The organism is Novisyntrophococcus fermenticellae (genome assembly GCF_018866245.1).
Taxonomy (GTDB): domain Bacteria; phylum Bacillota; class Clostridia; order Lachnospirales; family Lachnospiraceae; genus Novisyntrophococcus; species Novisyntrophococcus fermenticellae.
In genome coordinates this window covers 735,333-749,730 of the sequence record NZ_CP076458.1, presented here as the reverse complement: position 1 = coordinate 749,730, position 14,398 = coordinate 735,333, and the positions used below count along the sequence as shown (strand labels likewise).

Here is a 14,398-nt window from a genome sequence, read left to right as displayed (position 1 = left end):
TATAATGAAGATGGCACGTAAATCATACGTGACTAACAATTATAGGAGGTCGATAATCATGATCGATTACCGAGAGATAATCCGCTTAAAATCAGCGGATTACAGTAACACAAGTGTTGCATCCAGTACCGGCAGTTCACGCAATAAGGTAGCTGACATCTGGAAGAAAGCACAGGAGAAACAGATTGGATGGCCAAGCCCGGAGTAACACTTTCATTATTATGGGCGGAATACTGCATCAAATGTCAGGACGCTGGTAAAGTTGCATACCAACACACCCAGTTTAACGAGAAATATCATGCGTATGCTTCATCCAAAAAGGCTACACTTCGTTTGAACCATAAACCAGGTGATCAATTACAGGTTGGCTGGGTTGGCGATACGATTCCAGTCACAGATCCATTAACTGGACTGACTGATCCAGCCTATGTTTTTGTTGCCTGTCTTCCATGTAGTATGTACGGATATGAAGAAGCATTTCCTGACATGAAGGCTCCGCACTGGATTGAAGCACATGTACATGCATATGAATTTTTTGGCGGTGTTACCAGGATACTTATTCCTGATAATCTAAAAACAGGTGTAATCAAAAATACTCGCACAGAGCTGGTTTTAAACCGTTCCTATCAAATACTGGTCACTCGGAGCACTTGCTTGCATGGCAGGCTGTTTCTACACTGGTCACAAAAAATTGCTGAAGGCCCACGAATACTTTTCCTGCAGTGCGTTGGTCTGCATGGTTATGGCAATCTACTCTGGCCACAGAATTGCACCGAAAAAGAAAAAGGAAACCGAAGAATAACCCAACTACAACCCTCGTCGTAACAAGCGAGGGCTTTTTTCTTGAACTCCAGGAGTTCATTTTATTTCCAGCACAAACTATATGCTACTCAGCATACACTTCCATCATGAGCCGTATCCCGACTTTCAGGCCTTCTTCAAAAGAAGTTTTTTCCCATGCACAGCACACACTTCCCTGCCGGTCCATGACTTCTCCCAGAGAGGTATCTGACCGCCGTAGTCTTCGACCAACTTTTCCATGCCATCTATCCCTTTCAGCCACGCTTCCAGTTCTTTCTCTTTTTCCTTTGCAGCTCTGCCGGCCACTGTGGTCTTCGGTGCCACTGGATTGTTCTCCGTGTAGTGCTCGTAGATCAGATCCAGCAGATTTTCCACAGGCGGGTAATACTCTGGCTCCGTTTTCCTAATGCAATCCTCTAGCATCTTCTTCAATTTTTCTATAATGCTACCGTCCTTTCCAACCGTGAGCAACACATTCCGCTCCCGGTTGTGATGGGTATTACCTCACAGTTCTGTACATAGCAACTTATTTTTTATGATTTTTCGGATGCTTCATCTTCTCCTTCACTTCGTCCGGCACATTGATCAGCCCAAGCCGATAGAACATTCCATAGATGTATGTCACACCCCGGATGTCGCCCAGAGCTTTCGGCCGGTCAACCACTGCTCCGACCTCTTTAACATTACCAAGTGCCAACAGTACAGAGCTCCATGCCAGACTTTTGCTGTTCTCTCTGCGGTCGATCCATAGTTCTTTTGTATACTCACCGTTCCTGCCTTTTCGCACCTCGTAGGAAAATGGCAAGCCTGAGTAGGTTTTGAAACGCACACCAGAATAAACAAGCACCGCATCCCACAGATGCTCCTCTGTCGGCTCGGTTCTCAGTTTTCTTACTGCTCTGTATCTCCGCTGTCGTTCTGCAGCCACGCTGATCTTCTCCGTTGAGGTTGTGCTTGGAAAATACACGCCCTTTTCATACGGCAAATATGAAGTGACAGAGGCTTTGGACAGCTTGAGGGCTGATGCAGTGGAGAGAATTGCGTCCTTATAACTCTGTGTCTCTCTATAATTATTAAAGGTATGCTGCACCTTCTCCGCCACATCCGATTCATAGACTCCGGCCGTGATGAGTAGCTTCCGAACCTTGATTGGGTTGAGGACCAGTGCATCAGCAATGGCTTGCAAAGACATCTCAGAATCATAAAGTGCAACCGCACTTTCCATCTGCCTTTTCAGATTCTTCCCAGCATCGTACTCCGGCTTCAGCTTCTTCCGACCGCCGCCGGGTTTGCGTGCCTTATACTTTCTTTTCTCTCCCATCGTTATTCATGCAGCTCCAGCGGCAAGCCATCCGGGTCGTGGAAGAAAGTCATCTTCTTTCCAGTATAATCATCCACACGAATCGGTTCGCATTCAATTCCGACCTCTGCCAGCTCTTTCACCGTCTGCTCCACGCTGTCAACACAGAAAGCAAGGTGACGCAGACCACAGGCCTCCGGGCGATTCACGCGCATCGGTGGCTTTGGCTCTGCAAAAATCTCCAATTCTGTGTGTTCATTGACACGTAGGTCAAGCTTCCAGTCATTCCGCTCCGGACGGTAGTTTTCTCTGATAACAGAGAAGCCCAGCTTGTTCACATAGAAATCCTTGGCTGCTTCGTAGTCAGATACGATGATTGCAATATGATGTATTTTTGATAAGTTCATTTTTTTCACTCCTTTTTCAATTTTATTTTCGTCATAAACTATATATCGTGATTCAAAATATACCGTGTGTGCTCCAACTCCAGGGAGTCTGTGTTCCACACACGGCAATACTCTTATTTCAGCTTCTCAAGAATCTCGTCTGCGCTCATCCCGCTAGCCAGCAGCTTCTTCAGCACAGCTTCGGCCTCGGCCTTCTTTGCTTCTTCTGCGGCCTTGGCATCTGCCTTCGCCTTTTTCGCTTCCAAGGTTGTTACCTCTTTTTCGGTCTTCTTCAGAGCAGCCTTCTTCTCTTTCAAGTCAGCCTTCAGAGCATCGATGTTGGCAGTGATAGATGTGATCTCAGTAGTCAGAGATTCGATTACGGACCGCTTCTCTGCGATCTGGGATGCAAAATCAGTGGTGAGCTTAGGACGGTTTTTGCTGCCTTTAGTTCTGGGCATTGTTGATAACCTCATTTCTGTATTAATGTGTGTTCAGTATAGCACTATGATCGATATAATATAAACTCTAGCACATTTTTCTATTTCAATTTTTCTTCTGTCTCCAGAGCCGACTTTTTCAGATAATTTTGCATTTCCAAAAACCTCGCTTGACAAACATTGAAATCATCTGAATCAATGCCATTGTTCTGCACTGCATCACCACTAATATACGAATTAATATAGGCTTGCAAGTTAAAGCCATCCTTATTCTGTAATTGCCGAATCTCATCTGAATATTCTGCCGGTATATTCGAATTAATTTCAGTCAAATTTGCATTAAGTTCCTGTCCAATATCACACAAGGTATTATGTAGACTAAGTCCTTTTTTTCCCCGTCTTGAAGAATTTGAAGCAGACAATGCTTCTGGTAACTTTATTAACATCTTTTGTACTTCATACTTCAACTAATGCCTTGTTTGTCTGTGCGAAAATTGTGAGGTTCTTACTTTTCCGAAAATATTTAACCGAATTATATGCTCCCAGACTGGAAACAATTGCAAGTATCACATTAATTGTCAAAACAACATCCAACATACCCATCTATTCTCCCAGTCTTGTATTTTTATAGTACTGAAGAATCCGAACATAGTTGTCATACTCAGATGCAAGTTCCTCCGCATTCTCTTCACTCCATGCGAACTGTCCAATTACACCTAAAAATCCATTTTCTTTCTTTCCCCAATACTCCTCATCTTGTAAGAATTTAAACAAAGTATCATAATCAAATACTCTTCCATCATCCACTGTTTGACAAATAAAATCAAACCAGCGTTCCTCATCACAAGGATGTGAGGAACCAGTAGACTTATTTGTAGCATTACAAAATAGAGTCAATTTTTTTAATGCTGCGTCAGAAATATAATCAAGCGGGTTAAACTGGCCTGATGATGGTCCGACAACTTTAATATCATCATGTGTTTGACCATACACTTTAGCTATATCATTATAAAACAAATCAAGTAACTGGTTATATTCCTCAATTGTTAATTGATTTTTTTGTAGTGGAACAATATTACAGACTTTGACATATCCGTCACGCCATGTGTCTTTTCCATAGTAAATTGAGACCTCTGCATGAGGAGCTTGATTTCCGACATAATCAGCAAGAATATAATCTTTCAACATCTGATTACTTTTTGGCTTAATCCAATTCACAGGAAACACAGTGTATATATTTTTTGCCAAGTTATCCAATCCCGGTTTGTTTCCAACAAAACTGAGTTCTTTATACACATGCATTGATTATTCCTCCTCTCAATCCCTTTCACATCTCAGCCGATCATAGATCGTTGCCTGCTGCTCACCACGGAGAGGTGTGTGATTATCAGAGCAGCGTAGGGAGCTCATGCTCCCAGTATATCACAAACTTTTATTCTTTTACAGCTTCTTCCTAACTTTCATAACCACATAATACAACAGACCGCCGACTACTCCACCGACTGTGTTATAAAAGATGTCTGCCACTTGGAATGTACCTAGTCGTAGTAATAACTGCAGCATTTCTATCACTACCGAAAAAATGAATGCAATCTTTCCGCTTTGCCACAATATCTTCTCTCTCTGCCCAAACGTCCACATCACTACCGCTGAAAACGGCACCATCATGATCACGTTCTCAATGCACTCCGTTGTCAGCTTCTGCTCGCCATTCACTGTCTCCCAGATGCCCCAGCCGCCCATGACGTTAGACAACGGGTTCATCCACAGGTTTCGGTTCAACAATGTTCGGAACAAGATCATCGATGTCACAAAAGCCAATAGAAACAGCTTTCTAAAGTACACACTCTCTTTGAATTTCCTATACCATGTTACTATAGCACTCTTCCAGCCTTTGCCGGCTTCGGTAGGTTCATAAGCATATAAGTAGAAAAACATGGCAAGGAAGGAAAGCAGGAGCGAGAATCCAAATGGTTCATACAAAGCAGTTAGGATGTTTGTGAGGATCTTTCCGAATAAATCAATCGTTCCTTTCATCATTTTTTACAGATCACTGAAGAGATCAGCCTTATACATGCCACTCTCTAGCATCTTCTTAAAGCTGTCCTTTACAGCAGCAACATCTTCGTGATAGGTCATGCCATACCAGGTATCGTTGGTTTTCAGAACCTTCACGGACATCTTATCTTCGTTCAACAGCTCACCGATGAAGATAGGAATCAGATACTCTGCCTTCAACGGATTACCCGGTACTTCTTTCTCGAAGAATTCTTTGAATCCTTCCTCCAACATCGTGAGAAAATCAGGAGTCAATCCCCACATATTCATGGAAACCAGAGAGTCCGTATCGATAACCACTCCATCCGCCTCTGCTCCGTTCGCTGTCTTCACGATGTTCTTGGTTTCTACGACCTCGGTCAGGTTGTTTTCCTCGTCCATCTTGCAGATGCCACGTGTCACGCCGCCGTTATCAGATAACGTGTTCTTCAGCACAAAACCTGCCATACAGGACTTGCCGCCATTCACCAGATACTCATGAACAGCCTTGAAGCCTTCCTTACCATAGTAATCGTCTGCATTGATCACAATGAACGGAGTGTTGATGACCTTCTTTGCTGCAAGCACGGCCTGTCCGGTTCCCCACGGCTTCGTCCGGCCTTCCGGCAGAGTTCCAGGGATATCGTTGATATCCTGAAACGCATAGTCCACAGTTACATTATGAACGGAACAAATGGATGCGATACGATCACCAATGACCTCTTTGAACTCCCTCTCAATATCCTTACGGATAATAAATACAACATGGTTGAAGCCAGCCTCAATCGCATCATGAATCGAGTAATCCATAATAATATGATTAGAAGCATCCACCGGCTCCAACTGTTTGATTCCTGTTCCAAATCGGCTGCCAATTCCGGCTGCCATAATAAGTAATGTTGTTTTCATATTTTTCTCTCTTTTACTGATGCGATTTACTACAGGTTTCATTTCTCACATCTTTGCTGACCTATACTTATTTCATTCACAAGTACTATTGTTGCCTGCTGCTCACCACGAAGAGGTGTGCAAAGCTTCGAGCAGCACTGGGAGTTATTGTGCTCCCGTATTTTGTTTATAAATATCTGATACAGTTTTGCTGGGGCTAACACTGGTGTCTACCACAGATTTGCTTATTTTGACAGTCTATTCTTCAATCGCATTATCCCGATGTACATCACTCCGCCCAGCATAGGATGTTTGTGAGGATCTTGCTCAAAATCTTTATACAGTAACTTAACAGTCTCTTCACCTCTTCTTGCTTCTTACTTGCCAACAAGTATCTTCAATCTCGTTTTGGTAAACAGTACCGACAGCATGTATAGAATAATCATACTTACTACCAGCACAAGAATATTTTCGTCCACCGATAGCACCATAAAGTGTCCAAATACAACTGTCACCGCTTTGATTACCAGCTGATTACAACACAGATAAACGATTGAGTCCCTTCCTATTGAAGTCAACCAGCTTGCCACATTAGTACCCTTAATAGCATTCTCAACTTTCTTTGATAGTGAGATGCCGACAAAAATTGAAAGAATCGCATTTACCCAAAAAAGAGGAACAAATGCGTATGTTCCTTCCCGCATATTTATATAGCCATTGGACAGAATAAGCTTTACTTCCAATATACCCAATATTATACATAATAAAAGCGGCATATTTAATACTACTTTCAGCTTGTCTTGATTTTTCGCCGTTTCGTTTCCGATCCAATACAAGCCCAATCCAACAAATGCTGCGCTAAGTGCCCACGGCAGAGGATACGGAAGTACTTGATCTGCATAACTTCCAACAACTACGAGCAGCAAAATGATCCACTTTATTTTATGTTTTACAAGAAACATATAAATTATATCTGTGAAAAACAATGCTGTTAAGAACCAGATTGCTCCAGCGATTGGAATCCCTGTAGTATTAATCAGCAACAAGTGCATCCATGGTTCTGCTGAAAATCCACTATTCAGACACCAAAGGAAGCAGCACCCCCCCGAATACAAAATACGGCGTCAGGAGTTTTTTTGCTTTATCAAAAGCACACTTTTTCACATCAATATGTTTTTCTTTATAAAAGAACCCTGATATAAAGAAAAACATCGGCATATGAAAGGCATGTATGAACTGGTCAAACTTTCCGCCAAATCCAATATGCCCCATGACCATCAAAATAATGCCAAATGCTATATATATATCTATATAATCCATTCGACTTTTTCTTATGATATTCTCTGTTGGCATTTATTTTTCTCCTACATTCAAGAGTCGTTATTCCACCGTCACACTCTTCGCAAGGTTTCTCGGTTTATCCACGTCCAGACCTTTTGCAACAGACACATAGTATCCCAGCAACTGCAGCGGGATCACTGCAAGGCTGCCAACAAAGTGTTCATCCACCTTTGGCACATAAACTGTGAAGTTCACCTGATCCTCGATTTCGTATTTTCCGTAGATAGTCAGACCCATCAGGTAGGCTCCACGGCTCTTGCACTCTAGCATATTACTTACAGTTTTCTCGTACAGCTCACTCTGTGTCAGCACACCGATGACCAGTGTTCCCTGCTCGATCAGGCTGATGGTTCCGTGCTTCAGTTCTCCCGCAGCATATGCTTCCGAGTGGATATAGCTGATTTCTTTCAGCTTCAGACTGCCTTCCAAGCAGACTGCATAGTCGATACCACGCCCCACGAAGAACACGTCATGTGCATTGGCGTACTTCGCAGCAAACCACTGGATACGCTCCTTGTCTTCCAGGACTTTCTGCATCTTTTCCGGGAGAGTCAGCAGTTCAGAAATATAGTAACTGTACTGTTCGTCCGTAATTTTACCTCTGATTTTTGCGAACTGAACAGCCAGGCAGTACATAGCTGCAAGCTGTGCGCTGTATGCCTTGGTTGTCGCAACAGAGATTTCCGGGCCAGCGAGTGTGTAGAACACCTTGTCCGCTTCACGAGCAATACTGCTGCCCACCACATTGACGATTGCCATCGTGGTGATACCTTTCTCTTTTGCAAGCCGAAGTGCTGCCAGTGTATCCGCTGTCTCGCCAGACTGGCTGACAGCAATCACCAGAGCATTCTGATTGAGCGGCATCTTGCGATAGCGGAACTCAGATGCAAGTTCCACACGCACCGGGATATCTGCTATATCTTCCAGCACATACTGAGCAGCCATACCTACATGCCATGCAGAACCGCAGGCAACGATATAGATCTGCTCGAAGTTCTTGATTTCATCCTCGGTGATTTCCACGCTGGACAGGTCGATTGCACCGTCCTTGATCACAGAGTTCATAGTATCCTGAACAGCTTTTGGCTGCTCATGGATCTCTTTCATCATGAAGTGCTCGAAGCCTGCTTTTTCTGCTGCCTCTGCATCCCACTTAATTTCTGTGGTCTGCTTCTCGATCTCATCGCCATTCAGGTCATAGAAGTGAGCCTCACCCGGAACCAGCTTTGCAAACTCAAGGTTCCCGATATAGTAGACATTTCTCGTATACTTCAGGATTGCAGGGACATCCGAAGCCACATAGGTCTCACCATCCGCAATACCGATGATCATCGGGCTGTCCTTACGGGCCACCCAGATTTCGCCCGGATAGTCACGGAACATCAGCTCAAGAGCATAGGAGCCACGGACACGAACCATCGTCTTGGCAATGGCATCGATAGGGCCGAGATTATACTTTTTATAATAGTAGTCCACTAACTTGATGACCACTTCGGTATCTGTCTGGCTGTAGAATGTATAGCCGCGCTTCAGCAGCTTTTCCTTCAGCTCTGTATAGTTTTCAATGATACCGTTATGCACACCGACAACTTCTGATTCAACTGCACCAGAACCAGAACGGGTGCAGTTACCGGAAACGTGCGGATGCGCATTCGTCTGGCTCGGCTCACCATGTGTTGCCCAGCGAGTGTGCCCGATACCACAGGTTCCTTTCAGAGCATTTCCGTTATCCGTTTTCTTGATCAGATTGGACAGGCGGCCTTTTGCTTTCACAACCTGTGCCAGATTTTCTCCATCCCGGACGGCCAGTCCCGCCGAGTCATATCCTCTATATTCCAGTTTCGACAGGCCGTCCAACAGAATCGGTGCTGCTTGTCTATTTCCTGTAAAACCAACGATTCCACACATAGGTTTATCCCTCCCGTTATTTACTTCTCTACTCTATTATACTTTCCCTCTTATGTAAAACGACTCCGGGTAATGCCAGAGTCGTCATTGACTTTACGCCTTATATCCCTTTTCGCAAATCACGTTGACCACTCCATCAACATACTTCTGGCAGGTATCATGGTCAGGTGCTTCCGCCATAACACGCACAACCAGCTCCGTGCCGGACTCACGAACCAGAATATGGCCGGTATCACCCAGTGCCTCAGCAACCTTAGACACCGCTTCCTGCACGGCAGGATCATTCTGTGCAGCCTTCTTATCGGTCACACGGACATTCTCCAAAACCTGCGAATAGATCTTCAGCGGTGCTGCCAGCTCGCTCATAGGCTTTTTCTTTGCCAGCATGACTTCCATCATCTTCAAGCTGATCAGGATACCATCGCCGGTGCTGGCGTACTTGGAGAAGATGATATGGCCGCTCTGCTCACCACCGATACGGCAGCCGTTCTTAGCCATGTACTCGTAAACATACTTATCACCGACAGCAGTCTTAGCGTAACCGATGCCCTGCTCGTCAAACGCCTTGTACCGGCCAAAGTTGGACATGACAGTGGTAACAACAGTATTGGTCAGAAGTTTACCACGTCCTTCATGTAGCATTCATAAATGTACAGGATATGGTCACCAGTGATGACATTGCCCTTCTCGTCCACGCACAGGCAACGGTCAGCGTCGCCATCGTAGGCAAAACCAATGTCCAAGCCCTTCTCCACAACAAACTTCGGGTTACGGCCTGCCACATAGTCCACGGTGCAGCCGATGTGCTCACGATGCGCAAAAGGCAGTTCCGACCAATCCTTATCGAACACATGAAGTTTACCGTCAATATAATCCTCTACCAGTTGCAGAGTTTCCTCCGGCATTTTTTCACCATAACAGTCGATCAGCTTAATGCCGTTATCGTAGTACGGGTTGTGGCTGGCAGAGATCATGATGCCGCAGTCGAAGTCATCCACTCGGGCGATGTATGCCACAGACGGAGTAGTGGTAACGTGGAGCAGATAGACATCTGCACCAGAAGCGGTCAAACCAGCAACCAGGCTATACTCGAACATATAGGAGCTGCGACGGGTGTCCTTGCCGATAACGATACGAGCAGGGTCGGTATCGCCGTTGCGCTCACGCAGAGCATTGTAATACCAGCCCAAGAAGCGACCCACCTTATAGGCATGGTCTGCAATTAATGTAATTCCGGCTTCGCCACGGAAGCCATCCGTTCCAAAATACTTTCCCATTTTTTATTACCTTTCTTATGCTTCATTCTCTATCTTAAAAGGACAAACCTTCAAACACTGATAGCAACGAACGCACCTATTTTCATCAATGTGTGGATATTCGAAGCCTTCTTCGTCCTCTATCATCGAAATAGCTTCTTGTGGACAAATCGCATAACAGGCAGTACACCCACTGCATTCTTCTTTTCTGCTATATAATATTGGTATCTCTTTCAATGATGCTCCTCCTTACAATCAAACACGAAACACAAAGAGTAATCCATATTCTGCATTACTCTCTCTGCCCCCCGGATTACCCGAAGTATACTCTTGATTAAGTTTTTTATTTTCGCTTTCAATGAATGCTTTATTGGAGCAGAATATTTTTCTTCCAATTCTTCAAAGTTTAAGTTACGCATATCATCAAAAAATGCATCTCTTTGCAATGGTCTTGTACACGATCTAAATTCTGCAGAGTTCTTTTTCACTCCAGCTTCATAAGACACTTCTTTTAATTTCAGCTTAATACTGATCTGATTAAATATATTCTGTCCTTTAACTGTGCGAATCAATACCAATGACGTTCCAAGCCCATCACTCATCTCTGGTTCAACATCATTGATTCCCCAGAAATCAGCAATCGTTAAGTCAGACATTTTCTGCTTTTTTGCCACACAATCATAACAAGATGGTCTCAGGCAATAGTTTTTCAAGAACATCTGCATATAAAAATCTTCGTCTTTAGATATAAATAATTTCTTGGCTTTTCCTTCTGAAGTATCTTCAAGAACCTCTTTCATCCCAAAATCGGTCCAGCTATTTTCCTTACACCGGAAATTGACGCTCTTCAGCTTTCCTCCATTTCTCTGTTCCTGATACTGTGCATATTCTTTCCACAATGCAGGCGACGGTGCACCATGGCAAATAACATCCACACAAATCAAGTTTTCATATTCTTTACCCAGATATTTTTTCAGACCATTAACTTGGCATCCTGTTCCAGTAAACAGAACGATTTTACCTAACAATAGATCTTTTTTTATATTTTTAAATGCATTACCAACTTTTGCTTGCAAATATTTTGAACCTCGAAGTTTATCCAAGTCATTCTTATTTGTGACTGAAATAAGCTCAGCCGCATAACAATCACTTGACATTGCTACGCCATATACGACACCATGCTTTTCAAATACGCACTCTGCCAGAGAAGAAAAAATAGCTCCTGAAGAACTCCTCATTCTCAACTCATTATTTTTATTATAGCAAGCATAAGTCTTCAATGCATTCATTTGTAACTATTTCTCCTCTCCACTTCATTTATCGCTTGTGTTTTACCTTTTTGATAATTGCAGTAATATAATTCTTATTTAAGGCAATAAAAAGGACTCCAAAAAACGCTGTCATAATTGCGTCAATTTCAACTGTTGTCCAAATCGTTACGGTTGCAATAATAGTAGCCACAAACGTCATTATTGTAAATTTAGGTATATTTACCGCAATCGGCCAATCCTTTCTAATATCATACATCCGAACGAGCCACATCACTAAGAAACCGGCATAAGTCGAAAGTGCTGTCGCAAATAAGCCAACAGCCTTTATCAATATAAAATCCACAAGTAAGTTGACTATTGCGCCCGCCAAACTTGACGTTGCCGCTCTAGCTGTTTTTTTACTCTGAAGATACCCAACACTTGCAAATGTTGAAAATCCCTGAAAAACTGCTCCTAAATATAGGAAACCAATATAAATCGATCCGATCTTATAATCCGTACTCAATATAACCTGTGTAATAACCTTCGTTACTGGAATTAGGCAGAAAATAGCTGAAAAAGAAAACATGTACATTTTTTCAAATAAGTCAGATACATATTTACTGTTTTCTTCTTTTGACTGTAAATTAGCCAAAACCATATCTGTCCATGCGTTATTAAACAGCACAAAGAATGTTTGAAGAACAGATGGAAACTTCGTTGCAATTGCATATATGCCGTTAAAAGAACTACCAAGGAAAAAACGCACTACATATCTATCCGACACACTCATCACCCACCAACTAAGCGTCGATGGCACTAAGGGCATAGAGTATTTCAGCATCTCTTTTTGAGTAATCAGGAGTTCGGATTTATTGACTGTTACTGTCAAGCATCTCATTCTCTTCTCCAAGCAGAAAATGAGTGCAATGCTTATGATATGGCTGATAACAGTATTCACAAGCAAACTTGTCACGCCAATTTTCAAAACACAAACCGTAAGGAAATTAAGCGAAACAAGTATACCTGTATAAATAATTCCCGATGCCGCAAACAGTTTCTGATTTTTCAACCCACGCAAAATCTTTTGAGTTGTCTCCAATATAGGTTCAAGAACCATGATTGCCAAAAACAACCCTACATTCCAAATATGTATAAAGCGACTTGCAACACCAATAATTATGACTGCAAGTGCACAACTTTTCAACAAATAGTTATAAGTAGCTTTTATACATATCTCATTACTCGCTGTTCGTTTGATCATCCAATTATAGGTTGCATCCGAAATCCTTAAGCTAATTAGTGGAGTTAATAAACTAACACTTGTAATTAAAAGGTCATAGTCTCCCATATCAGATGTACTGATATAGTATGTATAAAGAGGAACAATTAAGAATGTAAGGATTTTAGTTCCCAAATTTCCTATGGCGTATACTATTGTTCCGGTTAATAACGCTTTGTTATTTTGTTTTATTTGCTTATTGTCCATGTTTCTCCATTCCAACGCTGTTAAGCATTAAGAAAATAAAAATCGACCACACGATTGCGTGTGTTGCAGTCAAAAACATTGTATAAAAGCACAATAAATTGACCATCGCAAAAGTAATTATGAATGATAATTTTGCACCTTCACTACGCATGTGCGACATGAGATATGCATAAACTACCGTTATAATTAGATACCCCCATATTCCCATCAAATAGATAAAAGATCCGACAGAACTCAGGCCAAAATGCAAAAAGCCTGCATACCTTCCACCCATAATATTCCATGCTCCTAATCCTTGACCCAGTTTCCAACCAAAGCCACGATTCAGCGCATCACTTGCGATAGCCAATCTCTCAACGCTTCCAAGTCCATTAGTATCTTCAAAATTAATTACACCGTCAATCTTATCCATTACTGTTGTATTTATAAAATCCGATACTCCAGGAATGAATTGCAGTACAAACAGCAGTAGGATTGCCAAAATAACATATTTTAAAATATCAAAGATTTTATTGAAAAGTGTCGTATCAACAATTCTCAATTTATGCAGATAATACCAAACAAGAAATATTGGCACAAAAATAAACATTGCTGTATTATCATTTAGGGTAGAAAATAAAAGCATTAGTCCCAACGTTCCAAAAACATAGGCACAAAATCCCTTCTTCTTCCATCCGATGCTAAACCGCTTGATTCCAAACTCCAAATTGTAAATTGTAATAAATATCGTAAATAGCATCACTACATGGGTAGCACTTCCGCCAAACAAACCTGTACAATTATCAGTGTAAAAACTATTGGTTGCCATCCAACTTGCCTTAATCATGAAGCCTGTTCCTGCGACTTGCAGACCCAAAACAAATAAATTGACAATCCACATTAGATTAAGTAGGCCAAAATTTCCTGATAGAAAATTATATATTATGTCATTTTTTTCTTGACTAATATAAAAAATCCCACAAAGGATTATTATCGGTCTTACAATCTGTATTAGATTATATGATAGGTATGCCCCTGTTCCCATATAAATTATGTTCAGCGCAATAAAACATATCAAGCAAAATAACAAAAGTACAGCCATTGCGTTTTGTCGTATAATTTTTTGAATACGATTAGATGCAAGCAACAGCCAACCAGTCAATAGAATAACTCCTGCGTTCCAAAAGGCTGTAACTTCAAAATACCCAAAAAGCAATCCCAGCAAGAGCATGAATTGGAGGTACAATTCTTCAGGCAATGGATTTCTTTTAATGTATAGGTGTATTCCGTTCAAAATCTTCCCTCCCTTCTTATACTTCTACT

At 42.2% G+C, this 14,398-nt stretch carries 18 protein-coding genes and 1 pseudogene; 2 read left to right on the top strand and 17 right to left on the bottom strand.

The window, feature by feature from the left end; all coding sequences use genetic code 11:
* Positions 1–58 precede the first annotated feature (58 nt).
* Both KNL20_RS03405 and KNL20_RS16420 read left to right on the top strand, forming a co-directional pair.
* Positions 59–208: a hypothetical protein gene (locus KNL20_RS03405; protein ID WP_230399240.1), complete on the top strand. Its 150-nt coding sequence runs from the start codon at positions 59–61 to the stop codon at positions 206–208.
* Positions 190–825: a hypothetical protein gene (locus KNL20_RS16420; protein ID WP_456299663.1), complete on the top strand. Its 636-nt coding sequence runs from the start codon at positions 190–192 to the stop codon at positions 823–825. Before KNL20_RS03405 ends, KNL20_RS16420 begins: the two co-directional genes overlap by 19 nt.
* A 102-nt stretch (positions 826–927) precedes the next feature.
* On the opposite strand, the gene KNL20_RS03395 is transcribed toward KNL20_RS16420, so the two are convergent.
* From KNL20_RS03395 to KNL20_RS03315, 17 genes and pseudogenes are all read right to left on the bottom strand, one after another.
* Entirely contained in the window at positions 928–1,272 is a 345-nt protein-coding gene (locus tag KNL20_RS03395; RefSeq protein WP_230399238.1) for a hypothetical protein, read from the bottom strand.
* A gap of 55 nt (positions 1,273–1,327) precedes the next feature.
* Positions 1,328–2,122 (bottom strand): hypothetical protein, encoded by a 795-nt coding sequence (locus KNL20_RS03390; protein ID WP_230399237.1) that lies wholly within the window; start codon positions 2,120–2,122, stop codon positions 1,328–1,330.
* A 2-nt stretch (positions 2,123–2,124) separates the two neighbouring features.
* Entirely contained in the window at positions 2,125–2,508 is a 384-nt protein-coding gene (gloA2, locus tag KNL20_RS03385) for an SMU1112c/YaeR family gloxylase I-like metalloprotein (RefSeq protein ID WP_230399236.1), read from the bottom strand.
* Between the two features lie 113 nt (positions 2,509–2,621).
* Positions 2,622–2,948, bottom strand: coding sequence for a hypothetical protein (locus tag KNL20_RS03380; RefSeq protein ID WP_230399235.1), 327 nt, complete (start codon positions 2,946–2,948; stop codon positions 2,622–2,624).
* 80 nt (positions 2,949–3,028) lie between these two features.
* Positions 3,029–3,394, bottom strand: coding sequence for a hypothetical protein (locus tag KNL20_RS03375; protein ID WP_230399234.1), 366 nt, complete (start codon positions 3,392–3,394; stop codon positions 3,029–3,031).
* Positions 3,384–3,530 carry a hypothetical protein gene (locus tag KNL20_RS03370; protein WP_230399233.1) on the bottom strand — a complete coding sequence of 49 codons (147 nt, stop codon included), beginning with the start codon at positions 3,528–3,530 and terminating at the stop codon, positions 3,384–3,386. Before KNL20_RS03370 ends, KNL20_RS03375 begins: the two co-directional genes overlap by 11 nt.
* The gene (locus KNL20_RS03365) at positions 3,531–4,229 is read right to left on the bottom strand and encodes a hypothetical protein (protein ID WP_230399232.1); all 699 of its coding nucleotides are present in this window, start codon (positions 4,227–4,229) and stop codon (positions 3,531–3,533) included.
* Positions 4,230–4,367: 138 nt separating this feature from the next.
* Positions 4,368–4,967: a VanZ family protein gene (locus tag KNL20_RS03360; RefSeq protein ID WP_230399231.1), complete on the bottom strand. Its 600-nt coding sequence runs from the start codon at positions 4,965–4,967 to the stop codon at positions 4,368–4,370.
* A gap of 3 nt (positions 4,968–4,970) precedes the next feature.
* Entirely contained in the window at positions 4,971–5,873 is a 903-nt protein-coding gene (locus KNL20_RS03355; RefSeq protein WP_230399230.1) for a sugar phosphate nucleotidyltransferase, read from the bottom strand.
* Positions 5,874–6,229: 356 nt separating this feature from the next.
* Entirely contained in the window at positions 6,230–6,895 is a 666-nt protein-coding gene (locus tag KNL20_RS03350) for a hypothetical protein (RefSeq protein WP_230399229.1), read from the bottom strand.
* A 31-nt stretch (positions 6,896–6,926) separates the two neighbouring features.
* Positions 6,927–7,205 (bottom strand): acyltransferase family protein, encoded by a 279-nt coding sequence (locus KNL20_RS03345; RefSeq protein WP_230399228.1) that lies wholly within the window; start codon positions 7,203–7,205, stop codon positions 6,927–6,929.
* A 27-nt stretch (positions 7,206–7,232) separates the two neighbouring features.
* The gene (glmS, locus tag KNL20_RS03340) at positions 7,233–9,101 is read right to left on the bottom strand and encodes a glutamine--fructose-6-phosphate transaminase (isomerizing) (RefSeq protein ID WP_230399227.1); all 1,869 of its coding nucleotides are present in this window, start codon (positions 9,099–9,101) and stop codon (positions 7,233–7,235) included.
* 93 nt (positions 9,102–9,194) lie between these two features.
* Positions 9,195–10,378 (bottom strand): annotated as a pseudogene (locus tag KNL20_RS16225) (phosphoglucosamine mutase).
* Between the two features lie 15 nt (positions 10,379–10,393).
* Entirely contained in the window at positions 10,394–10,594 is a 201-nt protein-coding gene (locus KNL20_RS03330) for an NADH-quinone oxidoreductase subunit I (RefSeq protein ID WP_230399226.1), read from the bottom strand.
* Positions 10,591–11,646 (bottom strand): Coenzyme F420 hydrogenase/dehydrogenase, beta subunit C-terminal domain, encoded by a 1,056-nt coding sequence (locus tag KNL20_RS03325; protein WP_230399225.1) that lies wholly within the window; start codon positions 11,644–11,646, stop codon positions 10,591–10,593. Before KNL20_RS03325 ends, KNL20_RS03330 begins: the two co-directional genes overlap by 4 nt.
* A gap of 28 nt (positions 11,647–11,674) precedes the next feature.
* Positions 11,675–13,096: a lipopolysaccharide biosynthesis protein gene (locus KNL20_RS03320; RefSeq protein ID WP_230399224.1), complete on the bottom strand. Its 1,422-nt coding sequence runs from the start codon at positions 13,094–13,096 to the stop codon at positions 11,675–11,677.
* Positions 13,086–14,369 (bottom strand): hypothetical protein, encoded by a 1,284-nt coding sequence (locus tag KNL20_RS03315; RefSeq protein WP_230399223.1) that lies wholly within the window; start codon positions 14,367–14,369, stop codon positions 13,086–13,088. The genes KNL20_RS03320 and KNL20_RS03315 overlap by 11 nt, the downstream gene beginning before the upstream one ends.
* Positions 14,370–14,398 lie beyond the last annotated feature (29 nt).

Excerpts from the sequence above, each read along its gene's own strand:
- KNL20_RS03380 (WP_230399235.1), bottom strand. The coding sequence starts at position 2,948 with ATGCCCAGAACTAAAGGCAGCAAAAACCGTCCTAAGCTCACCACTGAT.
- KNL20_RS03325 (WP_230399225.1), bottom strand. The coding sequence starts at position 11,646 with ATGAATGCATTGAAGACTTATGCTTGCTATAATAAAAATAATGAGTTG.
- KNL20_RS16420 (WP_456299663.1), top strand. The coding sequence starts at position 190 with ATGGCCAAGCCCGGAGTAACACTTTCATTATTATGGGCGGAATACTGC.
- KNL20_RS03370 (WP_230399233.1), bottom strand. The coding sequence starts at position 3,530 with ATGGGTATGTTGGATGTTGTTTTGACAATTAATGTGATACTTGCAATT.
- KNL20_RS03365 (WP_230399232.1), bottom strand. The coding sequence starts at position 4,229 with ATGCATGTGTATAAAGAACTCAGTTTTGTTGGAAACAAACCGGGATTG.
- KNL20_RS03345 (WP_230399228.1), bottom strand. The coding sequence starts at position 7,205 with ATGCCAACAGAGAATATCATAAGAAAAAGTCGAATGGATTATATAGAT.
- KNL20_RS03355 (WP_230399230.1), bottom strand. The coding sequence starts at position 5,873 with ATGAAAACAACATTACTTATTATGGCAGCCGGAATTGGCAGCCGATTT.
- KNL20_RS03390 (WP_230399237.1), bottom strand. The coding sequence starts at position 2,122 with ATGGGAGAGAAAAGAAAGTATAAGGCACGCAAACCCGGCGGCGGTCGG.
- KNL20_RS03320 (WP_230399224.1), bottom strand. The coding sequence starts at position 13,096 with ATGGACAATAAGCAAATAAAACAAAATAACAAAGCGTTATTAACCGGA.
- KNL20_RS03360 (WP_230399231.1), bottom strand. The coding sequence starts at position 4,967 with ATGATGAAAGGAACGATTGATTTATTCGGAAAGATCCTCACAAACATC.
- glmS (WP_230399227.1), bottom strand. The coding sequence starts at position 9,101 with ATGTGTGGAATCGTTGGTTTTACAGGAAATAGACAAGCAGCACCGATT.
- KNL20_RS03405 (WP_230399240.1), top strand. The coding sequence starts at position 59 with ATGATCGATTACCGAGAGATAATCCGCTTAAAATCAGCGGATTACAGT.
- gloA2 (WP_230399236.1), bottom strand. The coding sequence starts at position 2,508 with ATGAACTTATCAAAAATACATCATATTGCAATCATCGTATCTGACTAC.